The following is a 24344-nucleotide window of genomic DNA, read 5'->3' as shown; positions in this document are numbered from 1 at the left end:
GTGAATCTCGATCGCGACCATTCCGGCTCGTGAACCTACGCCCGTTATTGCGCCGATTGCAGGGGTTGGGCGGCGCTTCTCGCTTCGTCGGCGCGGGCCTGCTGGACCAGGTGGTCATCGCCGCCGCCAACTCGGCGAACACCCTCCTGGGTGGCATCTTGCTGCCGAAGGAGCAGTTCGGCGCGCTGGCGCTCGCCCTCGCCGTGGGCTACTTCGCCATGTACATGAACCGCGCGGTCGTCGGCGACGTGCTGCTGGCGCTGGCGTCGCGGTACGACGGGGAGCCCCGCGTGCGGCTGGCCCGCAACGGCGTGGCCACCGCGCTGTGCTCCGGCGTGGTCGCCACCGTGATCTTCGTGGTGCTCTGGGCCGTCTGGCCCAACACGGGCGAGATCGACCTGGGCAAGCTCATCTGGCTCGCGCCGTTCATGGTGCCGATCATGCTGCACGACACGGCACGCTGCGACTATCTCGCCGACCGGCGCCCGGACAAGGCCCTCGGCATCGACCTGGTCTGGGCCGGCACCCAGGCGGTCATGGTCGCCGTCATGATCGTAACGCACACTTCCAGCGCCGCCGGCCTGCTGACGGTCTGGGGCCTCGGCGCCACCGCCGGCGCCACCGTCTACCTGGTGCGCGAGCGCCGCCTGCCGTGGCGGGGCAGCCCGCCAGCCTGGCTGTCGGAGACCCGACACTTGTCCAGTTGGTTCACCGCCACCGCGATCGTGGCCCAGGTGCAGGTGCTCGCGATCAGTTTCGTCGTCGCCGGCCGGCTCTCCAAGGTCGACCTGGGCAACCTGCGCTTCGTGCAGACCGTGCAGCTCTCGCCGATCCAGAACCTGATCACCGCGATCCAGAGCCTGCTCGTCCCACGCGCCTCCCGCAACGCCGCAACCGCCGCCAAGCCGGGCCCGGAGGGCATCGAGGCTGCCCTGGCGCTGCGCCGCCAGACCCAGCGGCTGGCCACCGTCTTCGCCATCCTCGGCGTGCTGATGGTGCTGATCGTCTGGCCGGTGGTCTCGTTCGTGCTCGTGCACACGCACAAGTTCGCCGAGGCCGCCCCGCTGGCCCTGCCGATCGCGCTGCAGGGCGCGGTGTACCTGCTGCAGGTGCCCTTCACCGCGGCGATGCGCGGGATGCACCGGGCGCGGATGCTGTTCCTGCAGTACGTCGTGTTCGCCACGGTCTCGCTCAGCGGCCTGACCCTCGGCGCGGACTGGGGCGGGCTGCACGGCGCCGCGTGGGGCCTGCTGACCGGCTCGACCGTCGGCCTGATCTGCATGGTGATCCTGTACGCCTACGCCCTGAAGTCGGTCGGCCCGCCGCCGGGCACACCCGCGCCGCGTGCGGACGTTCCACAGAAGCCCAGCGAGGCTCCGGTCTGAGCGGGCTGTGATCAGCCCGCCGCCGGGCCGGCGCCGCGCTCGAGAACCGCTCGGTACACGCCGATCAGCCGCTCGGTGAGCACGTCCGGGGCGAACTGCGACTCGTAGCGCGCCCGCGCCACCGGGGCCAGCGCCGCCGCGCCCTCGTGTGCCTTGCGCAGCCCGTCGGCCAGCGAGGTGGCGTCGGGCTCGACGACCCAGCCGGCCTCGCCGGTCAGGTACGGCATCCCGCCCCGGTCGGTGACCAGCACCGGGCGGCCGCCGGACAGCGCCTCGAGAATGATCGTCGGGAGCACGTCGTGCCAGGTGGAGGCGGCGATCACGCAGGCGGCGCGGGCCACCTCGGCGCGCACGGTGGCGTTGTCGACCGGCCCGAGGTAGGTGACGTCCCCGCGTTCGGCCGCGGCCCGCTCGGCGCGCGGGCGCAGCGGCCCGTCGCCGATGATCCGCAGCGGCCCGAGCGCTCCGTCGTCGTGCCGCGACCAGGCGTCCAGCACCAGCTCGAGGCCCTTCTCCGGGGTCAGCCGCGCGGCGTAGAGGAAGCCGTTGCCGGGCTCGGTCGCCACGCCGGCGTCCGGGATGCCGTTGGGCTTCACGGTGATGCGCTCGGCGGGGATGCCGAAGTCGGCGAGGTGGGCGGCGATGCGGTCGGTCAGCGCGACGAAGTGGTCGACCTGCTTCCACGTGCCGCGGTGGTACGTCAGGGTGGCCGCCATGACCGCCGACTGCGCCTTGGAGCCGCGATAACACGCGTGCGTGATGGCCGGCGTGGGGAACGTCCGGCCCCGGCACTGCGTGCAGATGTGCCCGTCGCGGAAGTACAGGCCCGGCGCGCAGACCTGCCGGTAGTTGTGGACGGTGTGCACGACCGGGACGCCGTGGGCGTGTGCGGTCTTCACGATCGAGGGGGAGATCAGCGGATACGGATTGTGTAGGTGTACCAAATCCGGCTTTTCCGCTTTTATCACCGCGGACAGCGCACGCAGCGACGCGCCGTTGCGGAGCGGGGAGAGCGGCAGCAGCACCTTCTGCGCCGTCGTGAACGTGCCGATCTCGTCCGAGCTGCGCAGGAAGGGCACCACGGTGACGCCGGCCGCGCCGAGCTGCGCGATCTCGGCATCGACGATCACGTTCTCGCCGGACGGCTGCCCGGATGCGTACCGGTTGTGCGCGACGACGACCTTCATGATGCAGGCAGCCTACGGACCGTGTTTTGCGGCAGACTGGACGGGTGCCCGAGCTTCCCGAGGTCGAGGCGCTCGCCGCGTTCCTGCGGGAGCGCGCCGCCGGCCACACCATCGACCGCATCGAGGTCTCCGCGATCAGCGCGCTGAAGACCTTCGACCCCCCGATCACCGCCGCGGCCGGCCGCCCGATCACCGGCGCCTCCCGGCACGGCAAGTTCCTCGACGTGCATATCGGCTCCGATCTTCACCTGGTCGTCCACCTGGCCCGTGCCGGCTGGCTGCACTACCGCGACTCCTTCAACGCCAAGACGCCGCTCAAGCCCGGTTCCGGCCCGATCGCGCTGCGTGTGCGCCTCGACGACGAGTCCGGCTTCGATCTGACGGAGGCGGGCACGAAGAAGAGCCTGGCGGCGTATTTCGTGACCGATCCGCGCCTGGTCCCGGGGGTGTCCCGGCTGGGGCCGGACGCGCTGTCGGTGAGCGCCGAGGACTTCGCCGCGGCCATGCGCTCCCGCCGCGGGCAGATCAAGGGAGTCCTCACCGATCAGACCATCCTCGCCGGGGTGGGCAACGCCTACTCCGACGAGATCCTCCACACGGCGAAGATGTCACCCTTCGCGTTGACCAACAAGATCACCGACGAGGCGATGGCGCGGCTGCACGCGGCCATGCGCACCGTGTTGACCGACGCCGTGGCGCGCTCCGTGGGGCAGAAGGCTGCCACGCTGAAGTCCGAGAAGCGCTCCGGGCTCGCCGTGCACGCGCGCACCGGCCTGCCCTGCCCGGTCTGCGGCGACACGGTGCGCGAGGTGTCGTTCGCGGACACGTCGTTGCAGTACTGCCCGACGTGCCAGACCAGCGGCAAGCCATTGGCGGACCGCCGGCTCTCAAAGCTCGTGCGTTGAGCCGCGTTCGCCCTGCGTTCGTCGCGGCCTTCGCCGCATTCTTCCTCCTCGGCAGCGCGTGGGCCCTCGCCCTGCCCGTGAACGGGACGTACGACGAGAAGCAGCACCTCGTCCGCGCCTTCGCGGTCTGGACCGGGCAGTGGCTGCCACACGAGCGTGCCACGGACGCGAGCGGGATCGAGACGAGCGCGTTCGCCGGCCCACGCAGCCTGCTGCCCGGCAACGCGGACTGCACCTGGATCGACGGCCCGGCGTACCGCCCCGCATCCTGCCTGATCGCCAACGGTGACCGGACCAACATGCTGGTGCCCAGTGCCGCGGCGAGGTACAGCCCGGTCTACTACGCGCTGGTCGGGCTGCCGCTGCGGATCAGTCCCGACGGCGCCGGCCTGATCTGGGCGCGGCTGCTGTCGGCCGCGTTGTCCGCGCTGCTGCTCGCGTGGGCCCTGGCACTGGCCTTAAGGGGCGCGTCGGCAAGCGGGAATCGGCTGCTCGCGCTGGCCGTGCTCCTCGTCACGACGCCGATGCTGGCCGACCTGGCCGGGTCGATCAACCCGAACGGGCTGGAGATCAGCGCGGCCGCGCTGCTGTTCGTCGCGGTGCCGCGCCGGGCCTGGGGGGCGGCCGGCGTGGCCTCGGTGCTGCTGTTCACCGTTCGTGATCTCGGCCCGTTCTTCGTGCTGGCGGTGCTCGCGCTGTCGCTCTTCGTGACACGGACGCACCCGCGCGAGCTGCTGCGCCGCGCGTTTCTGGTCCCGGCCGCGCTCGGCGCCGGGTTCGCCGTGTTCTGGGCCGCCATCGCGTCCCGCGGCAGCGACCTGGGCCAGGGCCGCCCGGTGCCGCCGGCGACCTCCGGGGCGATCCTGAACGACATCCTGCACTCGCGGGCCGAGTTCTGGGCCCGCCAGATCGTCGGCCAGTTCAACTACGGCGAGATGACGCTCTCGATCGCCGTGATCGGGCTGTGGTACCTCCTCGTCGCCGCCCTCGTCGTGCCCGCCGTGTGGCTCGGCGACTGGCGGCTGCGGCTCGGGATCGCTGCCGCGTTCGCCGGCAGCGTGGCGCTGCTGGTGGCCCTGGAGCTGTACTTCGCGCCGAAGGTCGGGCACTTCGCGCACGGCCGGTACGTCATGCCGCTCGGCGTGGGCGTGGTGCTCCTAGCACCGTTGGCGGACCGCTACGCACGGTGGTTGTCGGATCGCGGATGGCTGGATCGACTGGTGCTGGCTTGTGCGGCGCTGACGGTACCGATACAGCTCTATGCCCTGACCAGGGTCATGACCCGGTTCGAGCGGGGCGTCACCGCGGGCCTCAACCCGTTCGGCGGCGGCTGGACGCCGCCGGCCGGCAGCGTGGCACCCCTTCTGTGTGCTTTGGTGGGGGCTGTGCTACTCGGGGTGATTGTCACACGGAGTTCTGTCCGCCCTACGCCAGTGCACTCGACAGCGAATACGTTGAGCAACTAGTGTCGTGCGGTCGTCATCGGTAGCTCCGGCCGCCATGGGACACTGTGCACGTGCTTTCCGGTGTCCGTGAACCAGCAGACCACGCGGACTTGAGACACGACCGGCCGAGCAGAGCAGCGCCGCGATCCGCGAATCGCGGTGCGAGAGGACGCACTGAGGTGACCGCTAGTCTCCAACGTCCGGCCACTTCGCCGAGCCGGAGATCGACCTTGGGTGAACTCGACAGCTTCGAGATTCTGCCCGACCATGCGGTGGCTCCCCCGGGGGCCACCGGAGTGCCGCGCTCGACCTGGCAGCGCACCAAGCGCGCCGCCCGCTGGCACCGTCCCTATGCGGCGATGCTGGTCCTGCTCGACACGGGCGCGGCGGCGCTGGCGTCGACCGTCGCCCGCAAGCTACCGCTGGCCGACTCCGGCTTCCAGAACAATCCGCAGCTGTTCGCTCTCGTATCCTTCGTGCTGCTGCCCGCGGTGTGGCTGCTTGCGCTGTGGGGTCACGGCGCCTACGATCGCCGCTACCTCGGCACCGGCACTGACGAGTTCAAGCGAGTGGTCCGCGCCTCCTGGACGGTCGTGGCCATTGTCGCGTTCGCGGCGTTCGCCTTCAAGATCGACGCGTCGCGGTTCGCGTGCGGCGCCGCGCTCGTCTGCGGGCTCGTCAACGTGCTGATTCTGCGGTACATCGCCAGGCGCGCGCTCGCGTTCGCGCGCACGAGGTTTCACCTGGCGACCCACCGGATGCTGCTCATCGGCACCCTGCAGGAGGCCCTCGAGGTCCACGCGACGATCGCCCGCGACCCCGCCGCCGGCCTCGTGCCGGTCGGCATCCACCTCACCGAGGGCTACGCCCCGCGGGCGAGCACCGTCACGCCGGTGCCCGTGCACGCCGGCCGCGACATCCTCTCGCTGGTGCGCGAGCTCAACGCCGACACGATCGCCGTCTGCGGCTCCGCCAGCGCCGAGCCGGTCGAGCTGCGCCGGCTCGCCTGGCAGCTCGAGGGCACCGGCATCGACCTGGCCGTGGCGCCCCAGCTGACCGACATCGCGGGCCCGCGCGTGCACATCCGCCCGATCGAGGGCATCCCGCTGCTATACGTCGAGGAGCCGAAGCTCTCCGGCGTCGGCTGGCTGTTCAAGAACGTGATCGACCGGGTGCTGGCCCTGCTGAGCCTACTCATCGTGCTGCCCTTCTTCCCGCTCGTGGCGCTGGCAATCAAACTTTCCGACCCGGGCCCCATCTTCTTCCGCCAGACGCGCATCGGCCGCGAGGGCAGGACGTTCCGCGTTTGGAAGCTGCGGACGATGTATGTCGACGCGGAGGAGCGGCTGGCCACGCTGCACGACCAGAACGAGAGCGACGGCCTGCTCTTCAAGATAAAGAACGACCCGCGCATCTTCAGGGTCGGCAAGTGGCTGCGCGCGACTTCGATCGACGAGCTGCCGCAGCTGATCAACGTCCTCGTGGGCGAGATGTCCCTGGTCGGCCCCCGCCCCCTCCCCGCCGAGGACGGCGACTTCCTGGGCGACGTCCGCCGCCGCCTGCTGGTCCGCCCCGGCATCACGGGCCTGTGGCAGGTCTCCGGCCGAAGCGACCTGAGCTGGGACGACGCGGTGCGCCTGGACCTGTACTACGTGGACAACTGGTCCCTGGTCCTGGACCTGCACACCCTGTGGCGCACGATCGGCGTGGTCATGTTCCGCAAGGGCGCCTATTAGCTCCCAGTCCCAGCTATCCAAACCCGCGGGTGCGGGGTCACCATGGCGGGCGTGGGAGCGAACCTCGCGGCCGGGCTGGTCGTCGTCGTGCTTGCCGCCGCGCTCGGCGGCGCCGTGTACGCGGTCATCCGGCTGCGCGGCCGGCGCGCCATCGCGACCGCGGCGCAGCGGGCGACGTACGACGTGCTGCACATCGCCGAACTCGCCGCCGAGCCGTTGCGCAACGGGCTCACCGAGGCGGCGGCCGGCAAGGCGATCCGGCATCTGCGCACGCTCACCGGGGCGGCCGGGATCGTGGTCACCGACGCGAGACGGGTGCTGGCGTTCGACGGGGCCGGCGAGCATCACTGCGATCAGGCCGCCGCGGGTGCGGCCAGGGCCGTGACGGCCGGGCGGCCGACCGTCCTGGGCAGCCGCGAACTGCCGTGCGACGTGGTCGACTGCCAGATCCGCGGCGCCGTGGTCGTCCCGCTCGCCCAGCGGGAGGGTGCGCTGGTCGCGCTGTCCGACGGACCGCCCGCGCCGGGCCTGGTCCAGGCCACGGCCGAGACCGCCCGCTGGGTCGGCACCCAGCTCGCGCTGGCCGAGCTCGACACCTCCCGGGCCCGCCTGGCCCGCGCCGAGGTGCGCGCCCTCCGCGCGCAGATCAGCCCGCACTTCATCTACAACGCGCTGACCGCGATCGCCAGCTTCGTGCGCACCGACCCCGAGCTGGCCCGGGAGCTGATCCTGGAGTTCGCCGAGTTCACGCGGTACTCCTTCCGCGCACACGGCGAGTTCACCACCCTTGCCGAGGAGCTGCGTTCCATCGACCGGTACCTCACCATCGAGCGGGCCCGCTTCGGCGAACGACTGCAGGTCCGGCTGCAGATCGCCCCCGAGGTGCTGCCGGTGACGCTGCCCTTCCTGTGCCTGCAGCCGCTGGTCGAGAATGCCGTGCGGCACGGGCTGTCTCGCAAACCGGGCATGGGGACGGTCAGCATTGTGGCGCGGGACGCGGGGGCCGAGTGTCACATCACCGTCGAGGACGACGGCGTCGGCATGGACCCGGCCGCGCTGCTCGACTCCGACGACGCGATCGACGCCGGACAGCACGTGGGCTTGCGCAACGTCGACGATCGGCTACGTTCGGTCTTCGGTGACGGCTTCGGGGTGGTGGTCGAGACCGCGCCCGACGCCGGCACCAAGGTGAGCATGCGCGTGCCGAAGTTCCACCCGGGAGTGAGGAGCGGCGCGTGACCGGTCCGGAGCGGAGCGGAGGGGCCGGGCACCGGTTGGCTCAGTCTTCAGGTCACGTAACCGACGAGCGAAGCGAGGAGGGCGCGTGACCGGTCCGGAGCGGAGCGGAGGGGCCGGGCACCGGTTGGCTCAGTCTTCAGGTCACGTAACTGACGAGCGAAGCGAGGAGGGCGCGTGACCGGTCCGGAGCGGAGCGGAGGGGCCGGGCACCGGCTGGCTCAGCCTTCAGGTCACGCAACCGACGAGCGAAGCGAGGAGGGCGCGTGACCGGACAGGGATTTCTGCGCGTGCTTGCCGTCGACGACGAGGTGCCGGCCCTCGACGAGCTGGCGTACCTGCTGCGCGCCGACCCGCGGGTCGGGCGCCTGTACACCGCCGGGGACGCCACCGAGGCGCTGCGCGTGCTGCGCGACGCCGACGTGGACGCCGTCTTTCTCGACATCCGCATGCCCGGGCTGGACGGCATGGAACTGGCCCGCGTGCTCGGCCGGTTCGCCAAGCCGCCGGCGGTGGTCTTCGTGACCGCATACGACGACCGCGCCGCCGAGGCGTTCGATCTCGGCGTCGCCGACTACGTGCGCAAACCCGTCCGCCGCGACCGTATCGCCGAGTCGCTGCGCCGGGTGCTGGCCACCCGTCTGGTCCCCACGCACCCGGCCGTCGCCGCCCACCGCGACCGCCAGGACGACCCGACGATCCCGGTGGAGCTCGCCGGCACGACAAGGATGCTGCCCCGCTCGTCGGTGCGCTGGGTCGAGGCGCAGGGCGACTACGCGCGCCTGCACACCGCGGACGCCTCGCACCTCGTCCGGGTCTCGCTGGCCGCGCTCGCCGAGCGCTGGGCCGAAGCCGGGTTCGTGCGGATCCACCGGTCGTACCTCGTACAGCTCAGGCTCATCACCGAGCTGCGCATGACGAACACCGGTTATGTGGTGCTGATCGACGATCACGAGCTGCCCGTGTCGCGCCGGCACACGCGCGAGCTCAAGGACCGCCTGGTCCGCGCGGCCAAGTCCTGGACCTGACTGACAGCCGCGCCACCGAGCATCATCCGGCCATGTCGTGACATATGCGGATCTGGTCCGGTCCGGGGCGCCCAACGGCGGCCGAGGTCTCCACAATCCCTCCACATCGCCGACCGAGTGCCTGCACGACGTGCGAATACGCTGCAATGCATGAACGCAGCTGGGGAGCGTCGCCGCGTGCTCGTCGTGGACGACGAGCGCATGATCGCGGAGTCGATCGCGGTGCGGCTTCGCGCCGAGGGCTTCTCCGTGGACACAGCCCACGACGGACCGTCCGCGGTTGCGGCGGCCAAGCTGATCCGGCCCGACCTCGTGGTGCTCGACGTGATGCTGCCCGGCTTCGACGGCCTCGAGGTGTGCCGGCGCATCCAGGCCGATCGCCCCGTCGCGGTACTGATGCTGACCGCGCGTGACGACGAGACCGACATGCTCGTCGGGCTCGCCGTCGGCGCCGATGACTACCTGACCAAACCGTTCTCGATGCGCGAGCTCGCCGCCCGCGTGCACGTCCTGCTGCGGCGGCTCGAGCGCCTCGCGCAGGTACAGCCGGATCCCGACCAGACCCCGATCGTTCTCGGCGACCTCGAGATCAACCGGGCGCAGCGGCGGGTCACCCGCGCCGGCCTCGAGGCACACCTGACGCCGACCGAGTTCGACCTGCTCGTCAATCTGGCCGCCCGCCCGCGCACGGTCCTGCCCCGCGAGCGGCTGCTCGCCGAGGTGTGGGGCTGGGCGGACGCGTCGGGCACCCGCACGGTCGACAGTCACATCAAGGCGCTGCGCCGGAAGCTGGGTGCCGACCTCATCCGCACGGTCCACGGCGTCGGCTACGCGCTGGAGTCCGCATGAGCGGAGCGGGGTCACGGCGTGAGTGGTACGGAGCGGAGCGGAGTGGCCGCTCATCAGGAACGCAGGTGCAGTTCATGCCGCAGCCGGAGCGGAGCGGGGGTCACGGCGTGAGTGGTACGGAGGTCACGGCGTGAACCGAAGCCTGAAGAAGATTGCCGATCTGCTGCCGCGCCCGCTCGATCCGCTGCGGTCGATCAAGCTCAAGCTGGCCGTCCTGCTGCTCGCCTCGGCCAGCGCCGGCCTCGGCGTGTTCTGGATCGGCATCGGCTGGATCCCGCCCAACACGACGTACATTGCGCTCACCGCCGGCCTGGTCACCTCGCAGGTGCTGGCTCACGGGGTGACCCGCCCGCTGCGGGAGATGACCGCCGCCGCCCGGGCGATGGCCCGCGGCGATTACTCCACGCGGGTCCGCGCCACCTCCAAGGACGAGGTCGGCCAGCTCGCCGTCGCGTTCAACCAGATGGTGAGCGAGCTCGCCACCGCCGACCAGCAGCGCCGCGAGCTCATCGCCAACGTCTCCCACGAGCTGCGCACCCCGATCTCCGCGCTGCAGGCGGTGCTCGAGAACATCGTCGACGGCGTCGCGGAGCCCGACCCGGCCACGCTGCGCACCGCGCTGGCACAGACCGAGCGGCTGGGCCGGCTGGTGACGGAGCTGCTGGACATCTCTCGGTTGGACGCCGGAGTCGTACCCCTGGACCGCGAGCTCTTCCACTTCGAGGACCTCCTCCACGAGGTCGTCGCCGAGGCCGAGGTCAAGGCGGTGGCGGCCGGCCACAAGGTCGAGTACCTCTCCTGCTCCTTCCCCGAGAACGCGCTGGTCAGCGCCGACCGAGCGCGCCTGCACCACGTCCTGACCAACCTCGTCGACAACGCCACCCGGCACAGCCCTGACGGCGGGACGGTGACGATCCTCGGCCGCCGCGAGGCCGGCCGCGTCATGATCGAGGTCGCCGACGAGGGCCTCGGCATCCCGCACGCCGAGCGCGAGCGCGTCTTCGAGCGCTTCACCCGCGGCGCCCGCGCGTCTGGCGGCGGCACCGGGCTCGGCCTGGCCATCGCCCAGTGGCTCACGCAGTTGCATGATGGCACGATCGCCGTCGTCGAGCAGCCCGACAACCTTCCCGGCTGCCGGATTCGCGTGACGTTGCCGGCCTGACGCAGTACCTCCCCGGTACTGCGGAAAGAGCCGGGCCGACGTTCGGACGGGGGACGTCGGCCCTTGCTTTTGTTTCGCGGACGTTGCAAGACTGCCGTCTATGGAGCCGCCAACTCCGCGTGTGCGCGTGGTGCTCGGTGACGTCTCCCGCGCCCGGATCCGGCCCGCGCGAGCCCGCGCGGAGCTGGAGGAGCAGAGCCCGGTCGGCGCGGCGCTGGCCCGCGGCCTCGTGCGGGCGCAACTGTCCGTGGCCGTCCGGCTCGCCGCCGTGGTCGCCGTCGGGCTCGGCGGCCTGCCGCTGCTGTTCGCGGCCGCGCCGGCCGTGGCGCACGCCCGGCTGTTCGGCGTCTCGCTGCCCTGGCTGCTGCTCGGCGCGCTGGCGTACCCATTTCTCTACGTGATCGGCCTCGTCTACGTGCACCTGGCCGAGCGCAACGAGCAGGAGTTCCTGGCCCTGGTCGAGGACCGCGGCCAGCAGCCGCCCGCGTGAGCGGTCCGGAGCAGAGCGAAGGGGCCGCTCATCAGGGGCGCAGGTGCAACTCATGCCGCCGCCGGAGCGAAGCGGCGCCTGGTCTGGGTCGATCAGCGCGAAGCCCTATCGAGCCGGACTGGGCGGAGGTGACGGCATGAGTTCGTTTTCGGTGACGGCCGTTGTGCTGGTCACGCTGGTCACCGTCGCCATCGGCCTCTACGGGCTGCGCTTCGCCCGCACCACCTCGGACTTCCTGGTCGCCTCGCGGATGGTCAGCCCGACCTGGAACGCGGCGGCGATCGGCGGCGAGTACCTGTCCGCGGCGAGCTTCCTCGGCGTCGCCGGCCTGGTGCTCAAGCACGGCGTGGACGTGCTGTGGTACCCGGTCGGGTTCGCCGCCGGCTACCTGGCGCTGTTGCTCTTCGTGGCCGCGCCGCTACGCCGCTCGGGTGCCTTCACCCTGCCGGACTTCTGCGAGGTCCGGCTGCGCTCCAAGCGGCTGCGCAAGCTCGCCACCGCGTTCGTGATGTTCATCGGCTGGCTCTACCTGGTCCCGCAGTTACAGGGTGCTGGGCTCACGCTGCAGACGGTGACGGGCGCGCCGTACGCCCTCGGCGCGCTGGTCGTCGGCGTCGTCGTGACGCTCAACGTGGCGCTCGGCGGGATGCGCTCGATCACGTTCGTGCAGGCGTTCCAGTACTGGCTGAAGCTCACTGCCCTCGCCATACCGCTGGTGTTCCTGCTCATGCAGTGGCAGCACGACGGCCGGCCGGCGCTCACCGCCCCCGACGGGCCGCGCTTCGCGGCCGCGACCACCATCGCGATCGACCACCCGACCCGGCTGACCGTGACCGAGCCGACCGAGGTCACCGTGCGCGGCGTTCTCGACGACGCCCCGCTGACCGGCCCGCTCGTTCTCACGCCCGGCGAGCACACCGCCACGGAGGGCACGGTCCTGATCTTTCCAGAAGCCGCGGTCGTACCCCGGGTGTCGGCGGTGTCCGACAACTCCCCCGCCGGCTGGCTGCTCCCCGGCCAGCATTCCCAGGACCTCTTCGCCACCTACTCGCTGATTCTGGCCACGTTCCTGGGCACCATGGGCCTGCCGCACGTGCTCGTGCGCTTCTACACCAACCCCGACGGGTCGGCCGCCCGGCGTACCACCCTCGTCGTGCTCGGCCTGGTCGGCGTGTTCTATCTGACTCCGACCCTCTACGGCGTGCTCGGCCGCGTCTACACCCCGCAGCTGCTCATGACCGGCAACACCGACGCCGTCGTGGTGCTGCTGCCGCACGCGGCCCTCGGAGGCAGCGTGACCGGCCGGCTACTCAGCGCGCTGGTCGCGGCGGGCGCGTTCGCCGCGTTCCTGTCAGCCTCGTCCGGCCTGCTGACCAGCGTCGCCGGCGTGCTGTCCACCGACGTGCTCGGCCACGGCTCGGTCCGCGACTTCCGCCGCTCGGCGCTGGTCGCCGGGGTGGTACCACTGATACTCGCGCTGTTCGTGGCGAGCCTGGACGTCTCTCAGGTGGTCGGGCTGGCCTTCGCCGTCGCGGCGTCGAGCTTCTGCCCGCTGCTCGTGCTCGGCATCTGGTGGCGCGGGCTCACCGCGTTCGGCGCCGCCGCCGGGATCGTCGCCGGGGGCGGGGCGGCGGCCTTCGCGGTACTGCTGACGGTCCTCGGCGGCCCGCTCGACGGCTGGGCCGGCGTGCTCACGACCCAGCCAGCCGCTTGGTCCGTACCGCTGGCCTTTCTGGTGATGATCCTGGTCTCCCTGCTGACAAGGCACCGTTTGCCCGCGGGCGTTGGAGCGATCATGCTTCGGTTGCACGCGCCCGACGCGCTGCGGATGTAACCCGCCACGTACCGTCAGCGGGGTGGCAGGGGTGGACAGCGTGACCTACGTTCAGGGTGTGACGGATCGCGAGCCGAGTTCGGCCCTCGCGTTACGGGGGCTCACCAAGCGTTTCGATGACAAGGTCGCGGTCGCGGGCGTCGACCTCGATGTACCGACGGGATCGTTCTTCGGCCTGCTGGGCCCGAACGGCGCTGGCAAGACCACGTCCCTGTCCATGGCCGTCGGGCTGCTGCGCCCGGACGCCGGCCATGCGTATGTGCTCGGCCACGACGTGTGGTCCGACCCGGTCGAGGCCAAGCGGCGCCTCGGCGCGTTGCCCGACTCGGCGCGCATGTTCGACCGGCTCTCCGGCAGCGAGCTGCTGGCGTACACCGGCCTGCTGCGCGGCCTGCCGCAGGACGTGGTCGACGCCCGGGCGGCCGAGCTGCTCGACGTGCTGGGCCTCGCCGACGCCGGGCGCACCCTGGTCGTCGACTACTCCGCCGGCATGAAGAAGAAGATCGGCCTGGCCTGCGCGATGCTGCACGCGCCGCGGCTGCTGGTGCTCGACGAGCCGTTCGAGGCCGTCGACCCGGTCTCCGGCGCGCTGATCCGCGACATCCTGACCCGCTATGTGCGCAACGGCGGCACGGTGATCTTCTCCAGCCACGTGATGGCCGTGGTCGAGCGGCTGTGCACGCACATCGCGATCCTGGCCGACGGGCAGATCAAGGTCGTGGGCACCACGGAGGAGGTGCGCGGCGGCCGCGAGCTCGAGGACGTCTTCGTCGACGTCGTCGGCGGCCGCGTGGCGACGGGCGCTGAGCTGTCGTGGCTGTGACGCCCCCGCCCGCGCAGGGCCCGGAGGCGCAGGGCCCAGGGGCGTCGGGCCCGGAGGCGCAGATGCCGCAGCAGCGGCCGGCGCCTGCGGAGCCGCCGCTGCCGCAGCTGCAGGCGCCGCCGGCCGTTGACGGTCGCGGACGGCCGCGGGTCGCCTACTTCGTGCGGCTCAAGCTGCGCATCCTGCGCAACACGCTGCGGCCGGGCCGGCGACAGCTCGGCGGCAGGTCGCGCTGGTTCGGCCGGCACTCGCGGCTCATCGTCGTGCTCCTCGGTGCGCTGTTCGGGCTGTGGGTTGCGTTCCTAGGCTTCGCCGCCTTCGCCGGCAGCAGTATGGCCGGCCCCCACCTGCGTCCGACGGTGGCCGCGTTCGCCGGCGCCGCCGTGGTGCTCGCCTGGATCTTCATCCCCCTGCTGTTCGGCGTCGACGAGACCCTCGACCCGGCCCGCTTCGCGTTGTTGCCCGTGCCGCGCCGCACGCTGGTGCTGGGCATGCTCGCCGCCGCGTTCATCGGCGTCCCACCGATTGTCACGCTGCTCGCCACGCTCGGCTCGGTCATCGGTGCCGTGGACAACGGTCCGGCCCCGGCGATCGTCGCGGTCCTCGGCGCGCTCGTCGGGCTCTGCGTCTGCGTCGCCGTGAGCCGCGCGGTGACCAGTGCGTTCGCCCGAATGCTGCGCTCGCGCCGGGTCCGCGACCTCGCCGCGCTGCTCCTCGCCCTCATGGGCATCTCGTGCAACCCCATCTTCCAGCTCGTCTTCGCGCTCGTCGGCCGGGGCGAGTCGCCGCAGGCCACCGCGATCGCCCGGGTGCTGTCCTGGACGCCGCTCGCCGCGCCGTACGTCGCCTATGTCGACGCCATCGACGGCCGCTGGGCGCTCGTCGCCGCCCGCTTGCTCATCGGCGTGGCCGGCGTCGCGCTGCTGCTGTGGTGGTGGCTGCGGACGATCGAGTCGGCGATGGTCGGCAGCGCGGCCGGCCCCGGTGCCCGACGTTCCGCCACCGTCGAGAGCCCGGTGCGTGCCCTCATCCCACGCGCCCTGCGCTTCATGCCGCCGACCCGCTTGTCCGGCCTCATCGCCCGAGAGGTGCGGTACTGGCTGCGCGACCCGCGCCGGCGGGCCAGCCTCGTCTCCCTGCTGGCCACCTCCGTGGTGATCCCGTTCGCGTTCACGCTCGGGCTCGCAAACCCTGGCCAGCACCGGCCGGTCGGCCACGGCGCCATCGTGATATCCCTGATGGTCGCGGGCGCGTTCGTCGGCCTGGTGCTGGTCAACCAGTTCGGCAACGACGGCACGGCGTATGCGCTGCACATCCTCGCCAGCGTGCCCGGCCAGGTGGAGCTCGCCGCCCGCGCGCTGGCGGTCGGCATCCTGACGTTGCCGCTGCTCAGCGCCGTCACGGTCGTGGTGGCGATCGTCGGTGGGCACACCGCCCAGCTGCCGGCCGCCCTCGGGGTGGGGCTGTGCGCCTTCGGCATCTCGGTCGGCGCGTCCGGCATCACCTCGGTCCTCGTCCCGTACCCGATGCCCGACACCACCAACCCGTTCGCCATGAACACCGGTCGCGGCGGCGCGAAGGGCCTTCTGTCGTTCGTGAGCATGTTCGCGACTTGGGCGCTGACCGCGCCGTTGGCGATCGCGTTCCTGCTCCTGCCGGACGCCGTGTCGTGGGTGTTGCTGCCGATCGGCCTGGCGTGGGGCTTCGCCCTAGCCTGGCTGGGCACCCGGCTGGCCGGCAACCTGCTGCAGCGCCGCGCGCCGGAGGTCCTGGCGGCCGTCACTCCGAAGCGGGCCTGACCGAACGACTCGGCCTCGCCGGTGGCGGTGCCCATCAGCGTGCAGCCCAGGGCGAGCGAGCGAGGAGCTCGAGTGCAGGCCGAGCAGCCAGGTGAACAGGGCCGCGCCGCTCGGCAGCCGCAGGCAGCGACAATGAGGCGATGAGCATCCACGCCTCCGATCCGTTCGCCACGCCGGACGAGCTGAAGTCGCCCATCCGGCGGTTGCGAGGGCGGCTGCCAGCCGCCGTCACGCTGTGGACCGCGGCCGGCGAACGGCAGGGCGACAAGGGCCTGACCGTCTCGTCCATGCTGGTCGTCGACGGCGATCCGGGCCGCGTGCTCGGGCTGGTCGACGAGGAGAGCGACCTGTGGGAGGCCGCCGAGTCGGCCGGCCGGTTCGCGGTCAGCCTGCTCGAGGAGGAGGACCGCCAACTCGCGGACAAGTTCGCCGGGCTGATGCCGGCGCCCGGCGGGCTGTTCGCCACGGGCGAGTGGGAGCACACCGAGTGGGGCCCGGTGCCGCGGGGGCGCAGCTGGGCCGGCTGCCGCCTGGTGGGCGCTACCGAGATGGGCTGGTCGCTGCTGGTGGAGGCGGTCATCGAGCGGGTCGAACTCGCCGCCGCCCACGCCGCGCCGCTGATCCACGAGCGCGGCCGGTACCGCCGCGGCTGACGCCCAAGGGCCTGCGGACGCAGCGCCTCGGCCCACCGTCCACGCCGCTTATCGCAAACGGTTGGCGCCCACCGTGCTCGCCGACGGGCCGTAGCCGACCGCGCGGGTAAGCGTTCAGGTCCCCGTGCCGTTTGACGCGGGGTTGGCGGTGCGGGCGTCCGTTGCTCAGGTCGGTGTTCGCGCGCTGAGCAGCGGTTGGCCTGCGCTTCCCCGTCGCAGCCGGCCGGAGCCAGCCGTCATGATAGGGCCGTGCATGTTACCCAGCTCGCTTTTCTGCTTCCGGTGACGTTATTGCTGGGTTTGGCGGTGGGTTCGTTCCTCAACGTCGTGATTCACCGCGTGCCTCGGGGCGAGTCGCTGGTGACGCCCCCGTCGCGCTGCCCCGCTTGCGGCAACGGGGTCCGGCATCGGCACAACATCCCGGTGCTCGGGTGGCTCGTCCTTCGTGGCCGGTGCGCCGACTGTGGTGTGCGGATAGGCGTACGGTACCCGCTTGTCGAGCTGACAACGGCCTTGCTCTTCGTCGCGGTCGCGCTGCGCATGCACCAGCTGGACCTGCTCAGCGCATTGCCCGCGTACCTCTACGTCGCCGCGGCGGGCATAGCACTGGCCGTGATCGACCTCGACTGGCGCCGGCTGCCGAACGCGATCGTTCTGCCGTCATATCCCGTATTGGCGATCCTGCTGACGCTTTCGGCGGCCTGGGAGCACGACTGGTGGGCATTGGCACGCTCCGCGATCAGCGCGGCGGCGTTGTTCGCCTTCTTCTTCACGCTGGTGTTCGCCTACCCCGCCGGCATGGGGTTCGGGGACGTCAAGCTGGCCGGAATTCTCGGCGGCGTACTCGGCTATCTGTCCTGGTCCGCATTGGCAATCGGCGCGTTCGCCGGCTTCCTGCTGGGTGCCGTCGTCGGAGTCGGCATCGTAATCGCCCGAAAGGGCGACCGCAAGACGGCCATCCCGTTCGGCCCGTTCATGATCGCCGGGTTTCTGGTGGCCCTCTTCGCGGCCGCGCCAATCGCACGGTTCTACGCGGACTTCATGACGTTCTGAACGTCCGGCTACCGCTGCACGCTCCAGCTGTAGACCGTGGCCTCCCGCTTGCCTGATTGATCCGAAAGCCCCACCGTCGCCTTCAGATTGGGATCGCCGTCGGTACTACACGGGGCGGCGCCTGAGCAGATGTACACCTTGAGGTTGACGACGGGGCGCATTCCGAAGCCGGGCGAATCATCCGGCACCTCGATCAGGGCGCTCGAAAGGTCAAAGCTGCCGGTGGCCGAAATGGCGAGGCTGCGAGCGATGACGCCGTACCGGAAGACCTGCGCCGTCGCGTTGTTGAGCGAAATATCTACGGCCGCTTTCGGCACGTACGTCGTGCCCTGGATGTAGAGCTTGCTGTTCGGTGAGTTATCCGTCTTGATCACCGCGCAACCCGATGCAGTGATGCAACCGCTCTGAGCGGGCACACTTTCGACCGCTGTCTTCAACCCGTACACCGCGATGGGCGGGCTGGTTTTGGAGTAGGTGCCGCAGATCTCGACCTGCGCCGCCTTGACCCGGATTCGGCTGTCGCCGCCGAACACGAACTGCACGCCAGCGTTGTCGTCCGGCTTTGTCCAGCCGCCGGGCGGCGGCGGATTGGGAGGAATCGGGGTCTTGCATGAACCTGGAATCGTCGGCGGCGTTCCGCCGACTGGATTCGTGGTTGGGGTCCCACCGATCAGATACCCCGAATCAATCAACCATTCGCCACCGAAGTTGAAGTAGTAGGTGCCCGGATGGAACACGTAGATGCTGTTCTTACAGGAAGACCCATCCGTCATCTTGTTCAGCTTCGCCAGGTCGGCGTAGAGCCCCGGCCGGAAGTCTATGACCTTGTTGTTGCCGCTGCAGGTCGGGAACGTCGGAGGCGTCGGGGTCGTCGTCGGTGCCGGGTAGTTCGGGTCGTTGCCACGTGGGTCCGCGGCTGTTCCGATGTTGCACTTCCTGGCCGGGGCGCTGGTGATCGAGCCGGTGCAGTTGCCGCGCGCGGTCACACTTGTGTTGGTACTAAGGACGCCCTGGCTGATGGTGATATTGGAATTGGAGAAAATGCCACCATGGACCTTTATGGTCCCCCCGCCGCTGACCTTGATGTTGAGGCCATCGCCGGTGGTTCCCAGCGTCAGGATCGCGCTGCCCGGCTTGTTCGCTGCGTTGATCACCACCGGGGAAGCGGAACTCTTGTTCTCGTCCTTCGTGCACTTGACGGTTGCGGAGTACGCCGAGCCGGACGGCGGCTGGTAAAAGCTCCCCAGGTCTAGCTTGTCCAAAGCTTCGAAGCAGTTTCCGGTGCCGGAGTAGTTCCCCTGTTGCAATTTGTTGATCGCGATCTTAGCCGCCCCGTCGGCGGCGGCGGCCTTCGCAGCCTGATCGCGTAGGTGCAGCGTGCTGCGAATGCTCGTGTCCGCGAACGACAGCACCGCCGCGATGACGACGGCGACCACCGTGATGACAACGAGCGCGAGAACCAGGGCCGCGCCGCTGTCATCGGTGTGCTTGACCCTGGACGTCATGTCTGCCTCCGCTGGCCGGTGAGGTTGACGATGAGCGGCTGCTGCCCGCCGCTGGCCTTGATGGTGACCTTCAGGGTCACAACCTGCGGCACGGCGGGCGCCGCGGAACAGTCGTTGGTTGGTGAGGAGCAGTCCAGGATGGGATCCCCGTCGACGTTGTGGGCGAGCACGACGACGTCGGGGGGAGTCGTCGGGTCCACACACCTGATACGACGCAGTTGACGCTCTACGCCCGCATTCTTGACCACAACCACATAGGACACTTGAACGATCTTGGATGTCTCGGGGTCGTCCCAAGCAAAACGGACAAGTGCCGTCGGAGTGTTCGCATCACCGCATCGATAAGGAGGACCGTCGAAGTCGACATTACGGAAGATGGATTGTTTGAGCGGGAACCCTTCCCCGCCCCAGTTCCGCATCCCGATGCTCTGCACGTCCTGGCTGAAGTAAGTCGCCATGATCTGTACGTCGTGCGACTCGCTCAGGCGCCGGGTGGTGTCGTCGGTGTTGCGGATGAAACTGAGCAGAGCGTTGCCGAGGGGAACGATGATGATGCCCAGGATGACGATCGCAACCAGCACCTCGACAAGGGTCAGACCGCGTTCGTCGCGTTTCACGTGCATGGCGACTCCGAACGTCACGGTTTGCGGATGATGATGTCGAGGGTCTCGGTGACCGTGTTGTCCTTGGTGCTGACCTTCAGCGATACCTTCTGTATCCCGCTGTCGCTGGTGCACACGGTCGCGAAGGCCGACGACGAGCTGTTCCAGTACCTGACGCCCGTGATCTTCGGCTCGTAAGCCGGATCGTGATCAAAACTGACGTCGTTGTAGGTGCCGCACGGGGTGTATTTGCCGGAGACCGTCACGTAATACTCGATAGTCTCGGCATAGGTACGCAGGTAGGCGCCCGCTTGGGCCTGCTTCCGATGGATGTCGGACATCCGGATGCTGGTCGCGATGCCGCCGACGAGGGCCACCACCGCGACTCCCACGATGACCACCGTGACCAGCAGCTCGATCAGCGTTTCCCCCCGATCGTTCGGGTCCGTTTTCATCTAAACGTCCACCTGGTTGAAGATGCCGTACATCGCCGAAACCAGCGCGACAGCCACGAATCCGACGACCAGTCCCATGACGACGATGACGGCCGGCTCGAAGAGCGCGGTCACCTTCTTGAGCTTGTAGTCGAGCTCGCCCTCGTAGTAGCGGGCGGTGACCTCCAGCTGAGTGTCGAGCGTGCCCGTTTCCTCACCGACTCGGATCATCCGAGCGGCGGTCGCAGGGAAGAGTCCGGTGCTGGCCAACGGCTGGGCCAGGCCTTGACCTTCGAGCATCGCGTCGCCCACCTGCGCGAGCGAACGTACGAATACCAGGTTGCGCAACGACTCCGTGGCCACCCGCAGCGCCTCCGGCAGAGCGACGCCGGCGCTGGCCATGGACGAGAGGATGCGGCAGAAGCGCTCGACGAGCGCGAACTGGACCGCTGCGCCAATCACGGGTATGCGCAGCACGAGGCGGTCTCTCGCATACCGGCCGCCTTCTGTGCGCAGCGCGAGGAAGATGCCCGCCGCTACGACGACAACGCCCGCCAGCACGGCCCACCACCACTGCGTAAAGAAGTCGGTGATCGCCATAAGGATGCGCGTGGGCAGCGGTAGCTCGGCGTTCAGGCCGGCGAAGAAGACCTTGAACCGGGGCAGGACGAACGCGGCCAACACCACCACGGTGACCAACGACATGAGCGCGATCATCCCTGGGTAGATCGAGGCTGCCTTGATCTTGCGTCTTGCCTCGAGGTCCCGCTCCAGGTATTTCGCGAGCTGTTCCAGGACCGAGTCCAGCTGACCGGTGAGCTCGGCCGAGCGCAGGATGCCGCGATAGAAGTCGGGGAAGATCTTCGGGTGCCGGTCGAAGCAGTCCGACAACCTCTCCCCGGCGCGCAACCCTTCCTCCACCTCGGTCATCATGCGCCGCACGCTGGAGTTCGTCGCCTCCTCGCCGATCGCGCGAACCGCGTCGATGATCGGCAGTCCGGCGCGGACGAACGCCCCGAGCTGGCGGGACAGGTGCATGACCTCTTCACGCTTGACCCGGGGCGGGGAGAGCTCGATCTGCCAGAAGCTCTTCTTCTCGCTGACTTTGCTGTCACGCGACTGCGGCTCGGGCAGCGCCCGCTCGGCGACCCGTAGGTTCTGTGTCTGCTCCATGTCAGCGGCGCGCAGTCCGTCGGGATGGATGGCGGTGTAGGCCTGCTCCATACCAGTGGCGCGCTGTCCGTCCGGACGGACAGCGCGGTAGCCGTATTCGGTCACCTCAGGCCCCCACCACATAGATTGAACGCAAAACTTCGGCCAGGGTGGTCACGCCGCCTTCGACAAGGCGAGCGGCCTCTTCCTGAAGGGTGCGCATCCCCTCAGCCCGCGCCACCTTGCGAATCTCCTCGTGCGATGCGCGGTCGAGGATCATTTCGCGAATCCTCCCCGTCACCGTCAACATCTCGTAGACGCCGATTCGTTCGAGGTAACCGGTGTGTGTGCAGAAGTTGCAGCCGCGCCCACGCACGAAGCCACCGCTCGGCGGCAATCCCTGGATCGCGTGCAGCAGGCCCATCTCCTCGGCGGAGGGGGTGTACAGCTCCCGGCAATGGGTGCAGATGCGCCGCACGAGGCGCTGCGACAGCACTGCGGTGACCGACGACGCGACCAGGAAGCCCTCGATACCCATGTCGAGCAGCCGAAGCAGAGCCGATGGAGCATCGGTGGCGTGCAGGGACGAGAGCACGAAGTGTCCGGTGAGTGCCGACTGGACGGCGATGCGGGCGGTTTCGACATCGCGGATCTCACCGACCAGAATCACGTCCGGGTCCTGTCGCAGGATCGACCGGAGGCCGCCCGCGAAACTGATGCCGGCCTGCTCGTTGATCTGAATCTGGTTGATTGACGGAATGCGATACTCGACCGGATCCTCGATCGTCGTGACGTTGCGCTCGGGGGTGTTGATCTCGCTCAGCGATCCGTACAACGTGGTCGTCTTGCCGCTGCCCGTCGGGCCGGCGCAGATCACCATTCCGTAGGGCGAGCGCAGCAACGCCGAGTACCGAGCGGCCATGTCGTTCGGCATGCCCAACTGCTCTAGGCGGAAGAGCGGGCGGCTCTTGTCCAGCAGTCGCATGACCACCTTCTCGCCGTCGATGACGGCGGTGGTGGACACGCGGATGTCGACGCCTCGGCCCTCGATGTCCATGCTGATCTGCCCGTCCTGAGGGCGGCGACGCTCGACGATGTTCATCCCGCCGAGGATCTTGATCCGACTCGCCACGACGGGCCCCATGGCCGCCGGGAGGTCGAGGACATCGTGCAAGGCACCGTCGATGCGGTAGCGCACCCGGACCCGTTCCGGCTGCGGTTCGATGTGGACGTCGGACGCGCGGTCCCGCAAGGCCTGCGTGATGATGAGCTGGACGATCTGCACCACGGGCGCGTCGTCGTTGGCGACGGCGGGGTCGAGCCTGGCCACCTCTTTGCGCAACGACTGTTGCGACTCGAAGACCCTGACCTGGGAGCTGACCGCGGCAAGCGCACGATAGCTGTTGGCGATCACGCGGCTGATTTCGGGACGCGACGCGACCTTGACGATCAGCGGCCGGCCGATGACCTCATGCAGCGCCTGCGCAGTGGCGGGAAAGGCCACCGCGATGATCACGGCCTCCCCGCGCAGCGCCAACGGGATGGCGACCAGCTCGCGAGCGGTCGCCTCGTCCAGCAACTCGACTGCCGAGGGCTCCGGCGTGATCTCGCGGAGGTCGATGGCGTCCATTGAGTACTGCGCGCCGACCGCCCACGCGAGGTCGCGCTCGTTGAGCAGGCCGAGCTCGACCAGGCGTTCGCCCAGGAACTTCGCCGGACCGTGCTGCGACTCCGCCAAGGCCGAAACGACCTGCTGGGGATTGACCACGTTCGCCTCGACGAGAATCTCGCCGAGGCGACGGCCACCCCGTTGCACGGTCAGGTCGTCGGGACGACCCGGTTCGATCCGCTGTGCGCGTGGCGTCGGTGTCGCCTCGGCGGGCTCGGCCGACTGTCCCCGATTCCGCAGTCTCATGCCGTTACGCCCGCCCGCGGTCGAGGATGGGTCTCGATGTCCTTGGGATACAGACTGCGGGCCACGGCGTCGTCGTGGGTGATCGTACCGGCCTGGACGAGCGACGAGAGCGATTGTTCGAAGGTGACCATGCCGTCCCTGTGGCCGGTCACCAGCGAGTTACGCAGCTGGTGGGTCTTGCCCTCCTTGATGAGGTTCCGGACCGCGCTTGTCGCGACGAGCACCTCGTGGGCGCCGACCAAACCTCCGCCGATCCGGGGGATCAACCGCTGGTACACGATTCCGGTGAGCGCTGCCGCGAGCTGCGTGCGGACCTGGGCCTGCTGCTCGGCTGGGAATACGTCGATGATGCGGGCGAGGGACTGGGCGGTGTCGTTGGTGTGCAACGACGCAAGGACCAGGTGGCCGGTCTCGGCGATGGTCAGGGCGAACTGGATCGAGTCCAGGTCACGCATTTCGCCCACGAGCAGCACGTCCGGGTCGCCGCGCAGCGCAGAGCGCAACGCGTCCGGAAACGACGCGGTATCCGAGCCCACCTCGCGCTGGTTCACCATCGCGCGTTTGTGCTCGTGGATGTACTCGATCGGATCCTCGATGGTGAGGATGTGGCAGGCCCGGTCGCTGTTGATCTGGTTGACCATCGCGGCGAGCGTGGTCGACTTGCCCGACCCGGTCGGCCCCGTGACCAGGACCAGCCCCTGATGCTGGCGGACGAAATGCCACAGCACGGGGGGTAGGCCCAGCTCGGCCATCGTCGGAACGCGTTGCGAGATCATCCGCAGCGCCACAGCGGTCTGTCCGCGCTGGTTGAAGGCGCTGCCCCGGATCCGGGCAAGGTCGCGCCAGCTGAAGGAGAAGTCGTACTCGCGGGACGCGTGCCAGGCCAATGTCTGCTCGTCGGTAAGCATCGCGGCGAGGAGGGCGTCGGTGTCGCGTCTGCTGAGCACCTCGTGACCTGCCACCGGGTTCAACTCACCGTGCACGCGGATCTGTGGGGGCATGCCTACGGTGAGCAGCAGGTCGGTGCCGCGCTCCCGCCACAGCGTATCGAGCAGCGCATCGAGATGATCGCGGCGATCGTGCATACCAACCTCCAAAGGTGCCGCACAGATGTCGGAACGCGGATAGGGAGGGCCGCCGTCGGTGGCCCT

21 protein-coding genes are annotated in these 24344 nt (G+C 69.6%); 14 read left to right on the top strand and 7 right to left on the bottom strand.

Going from position 1 to position 24344, the window contains the following annotated elements; genetic code table 11:
- Positions 1 to 65: 65 nt before the first annotated feature.
- Positions 66 to 1385 (top strand): MATE family efflux transporter, encoded by a 1320-nt coding sequence (locus ABT297_RS07785; protein WP_350545962.1) that lies wholly within the window; start codon positions 66 to 68, stop codon positions 1383 to 1385.
- An 11-nt stretch (positions 1386 to 1396) separates the two neighbouring features.
- On the opposite strand, the gene ABT297_RS07780 is transcribed toward ABT297_RS07785, so the two are convergent.
- Positions 1397 to 2572, bottom strand: a complete 1176-nt coding sequence (locus ABT297_RS07780) for a glycosyltransferase family 4 protein (RefSeq protein WP_350545959.1) — start codon at positions 2570 to 2572, stop codon at positions 1397 to 1399.
- A gap of 44 nt (positions 2573 to 2616) precedes the next feature.
- Between ABT297_RS07780 and ABT297_RS07775 the strand changes: the two genes are divergently transcribed.
- The 13 genes from ABT297_RS07775 to ABT297_RS07715 all read left to right on the top strand — a co-directional run bounded on the left by ABT297_RS07775 (position 2617) and on the right by ABT297_RS07715 (position 17585).
- Entirely contained in the window at positions 2617 to 3477 is an 861-nt protein-coding gene (locus ABT297_RS07775) for an Fpg/Nei family DNA glycosylase (RefSeq protein WP_350545956.1), read from the top strand.
- Complete coding sequence (locus ABT297_RS07770; RefSeq protein ID WP_350545953.1) at positions 3474 to 4943, top strand: DUF2142 domain-containing protein; 1470 nt, start codon at positions 3474 to 3476, stop codon at positions 4941 to 4943. Before ABT297_RS07775 ends, ABT297_RS07770 begins: the two co-directional genes overlap by 4 nt.
- A gap of 209 nt (positions 4944 to 5152) precedes the next feature.
- Complete coding sequence (locus ABT297_RS07765) at positions 5153 to 6658, top strand: sugar transferase (RefSeq protein ID WP_350545950.1); 1506 nt, start codon at positions 5153 to 5155, stop codon at positions 6656 to 6658.
- A 51-nt stretch (positions 6659 to 6709) separates the two neighbouring features.
- Entirely contained in the window at positions 6710 to 7897 is a 1188-nt protein-coding gene (locus ABT297_RS07760; protein WP_350545947.1) for a sensor histidine kinase, read from the top strand.
- Between the two features lie 263 nt (positions 7898 to 8160).
- Entirely contained in the window at positions 8161 to 8922 is a 762-nt protein-coding gene (locus ABT297_RS07755) for a LytR/AlgR family response regulator transcription factor (protein WP_350545944.1), read from the top strand.
- A 150-nt stretch (positions 8923 to 9072) separates the two neighbouring features.
- Complete coding sequence (locus ABT297_RS07750) at positions 9073 to 9771, top strand: response regulator transcription factor (RefSeq protein ID WP_350545941.1); 699 nt, start codon at positions 9073 to 9075, stop codon at positions 9769 to 9771.
- A 130-nt stretch (positions 9772 to 9901) separates the two neighbouring features.
- Positions 9902 to 10933 carry a HAMP domain-containing sensor histidine kinase gene (locus tag ABT297_RS07745; protein WP_350545938.1) on the top strand — a complete coding sequence of 344 codons (1032 nt, stop codon included), beginning with the start codon at positions 9902 to 9904 and terminating at the stop codon, positions 10931 to 10933.
- Between the two features lie 100 nt (positions 10934 to 11033).
- Entirely contained in the window at positions 11034 to 11423 is a 390-nt protein-coding gene (locus ABT297_RS07740) for a hypothetical protein (protein WP_350545935.1), read from the top strand.
- A gap of 136 nt (positions 11424 to 11559) precedes the next feature.
- The gene (locus tag ABT297_RS07735) at positions 11560 to 13257 is read left to right on the top strand and encodes a sodium/solute symporter (protein WP_350545932.1); all 1698 of its coding nucleotides are present in this window, start codon (positions 11560 to 11562) and stop codon (positions 13255 to 13257) included.
- A 58-nt stretch (positions 13258 to 13315) separates the two neighbouring features.
- Positions 13316 to 14080 (top strand): ABC transporter ATP-binding protein, encoded by a 765-nt coding sequence (locus ABT297_RS07730; protein ID WP_350545929.1) that lies wholly within the window; start codon positions 13316 to 13318, stop codon positions 14078 to 14080.
- A complete protein-coding gene (locus ABT297_RS07725; RefSeq protein WP_350545927.1) occupies positions 14071 to 15879 on the top strand; it encodes an ABC transporter permease in 1809 nt (602 codons plus the stop codon). Before ABT297_RS07730 ends, ABT297_RS07725 begins: the two co-directional genes overlap by 10 nt.
- Positions 15880 to 16019: 140 nt before the next feature.
- Positions 16020 to 16532, top strand: a complete 513-nt coding sequence (locus tag ABT297_RS07720) for a flavin reductase family protein (protein WP_350545925.1) — start codon at positions 16020 to 16022, stop codon at positions 16530 to 16532.
- Positions 16533 to 16727: 195 nt separating this feature from the next.
- Positions 16728 to 17585 carry a prepilin peptidase gene (locus ABT297_RS07715; RefSeq protein ID WP_350545923.1) on the top strand — a complete coding sequence of 286 codons (858 nt, stop codon included), beginning with the start codon at positions 16728 to 16730 and terminating at the stop codon, positions 17583 to 17585.
- A gap of 8 nt (positions 17586 to 17593) precedes the next feature.
- Here ABT297_RS07715 and ABT297_RS07710 read toward each other — a convergent pair whose 3' ends face one another.
- The 6 genes from ABT297_RS07710 to ABT297_RS07685 are packed head-to-tail and all read right to left on the bottom strand — an operon-like array spanning position 17594 to position 24278.
- On the bottom strand, positions 17594 to 19090 hold the full coding sequence (locus tag ABT297_RS07710) for a hypothetical protein (RefSeq protein ID WP_350545920.1): 1497 nt from the start codon (positions 19088 to 19090) through the stop codon (positions 17594 to 17596).
- On the bottom strand, positions 19087 to 19731 hold the full coding sequence (locus ABT297_RS07705; RefSeq protein WP_350545918.1) for a PulJ/GspJ family protein: 645 nt from the start codon (positions 19729 to 19731) through the stop codon (positions 19087 to 19089). Before ABT297_RS07705 ends, ABT297_RS07710 begins: the two co-directional genes overlap by 4 nt.
- Positions 19728 to 20147: a prepilin-type N-terminal cleavage/methylation domain-containing protein gene (locus tag ABT297_RS07700; RefSeq protein WP_350545917.1), complete on the bottom strand. Its 420-nt coding sequence runs from the start codon at positions 20145 to 20147 to the stop codon at positions 19728 to 19730. Before ABT297_RS07700 ends, ABT297_RS07705 begins: the two co-directional genes overlap by 4 nt.
- Positions 20148 to 21404 carry a type II secretion system F family protein gene (locus ABT297_RS07695; RefSeq protein WP_350545915.1) on the bottom strand — a complete coding sequence of 419 codons (1257 nt, stop codon included), beginning with the start codon at positions 21402 to 21404 and terminating at the stop codon, positions 20148 to 20150.
- A gap of 1 nt (position 21405) precedes the next feature.
- Complete coding sequence (locus ABT297_RS07690) at positions 21406 to 23193, bottom strand: GspE/PulE family protein (protein WP_350545914.1); 1788 nt, start codon at positions 23191 to 23193, stop codon at positions 21406 to 21408.
- Positions 23190 to 24278: a type IV pilus twitching motility protein PilT gene (locus ABT297_RS07685; RefSeq protein ID WP_350545912.1), complete on the bottom strand. Its 1089-nt coding sequence runs from the start codon at positions 24276 to 24278 to the stop codon at positions 23190 to 23192. The genes ABT297_RS07690 and ABT297_RS07685 overlap by 4 nt, the downstream gene beginning before the upstream one ends.
- Positions 24279 to 24344 lie beyond the last annotated feature (66 nt).

It is taken from the genome of Dactylosporangium sp. NPDC000555, from assembly GCF_040300025.1.
Classification (GTDB): Bacteria; Actinomycetota; Actinomycetes; order Mycobacteriales; family Micromonosporaceae; genus Dactylosporangium.
Note: the sequence above shows the minus strand (reverse complement) of the source record. Positions and strands in the feature narration are given on the sequence as shown.

Bases quoted from the DNA above. Each gene is read 5' to 3' on its own strand.
- ABT297_RS07740 (WP_350545935.1), top strand. From the start codon at position 11,034: ATGGAGCCGCCAACTCCGCGTGTGCGCGTGGTGCTCGGTGACGTCTCC.
- ABT297_RS07690 (WP_350545914.1), bottom strand. From the start codon at position 23,193: ATGAGACTGCGGAATCGGGGACAGTCGGCCGAGCCCGCCGAGGCGACA.
- ABT297_RS07685 (WP_350545912.1), bottom strand. From the start codon at position 24,278: ATGCACGATCGCCGCGATCATCTCGATGCGCTGCTCGATACGCTGTGG.
- ABT297_RS07780 (WP_350545959.1), bottom strand. From the start codon at position 2,572: ATGAAGGTCGTCGTCGCGCACAACCGGTACGCATCCGGGCAGCCGTCC.
- ABT297_RS07750 (WP_350545941.1), top strand. From the start codon at position 9,073: ATGAACGCAGCTGGGGAGCGTCGCCGCGTGCTCGTCGTGGACGACGAG.
- ABT297_RS07735 (WP_350545932.1), top strand. From the start codon at position 11,560: ATGAGTTCGTTTTCGGTGACGGCCGTTGTGCTGGTCACGCTGGTCACC.
- ABT297_RS07720 (WP_350545925.1), top strand. From the start codon at position 16,020: ATGAGCATCCACGCCTCCGATCCGTTCGCCACGCCGGACGAGCTGAAG.
- ABT297_RS07700 (WP_350545917.1), bottom strand. From the start codon at position 20,147: ATGAAAACGGACCCGAACGATCGGGGGGAAACGCTGATCGAGCTGCTG.
- ABT297_RS07710 (WP_350545920.1), bottom strand. From the start codon at position 19,090: ATGACGTCCAGGGTCAAGCACACCGATGACAGCGGCGCGGCCCTGGTT.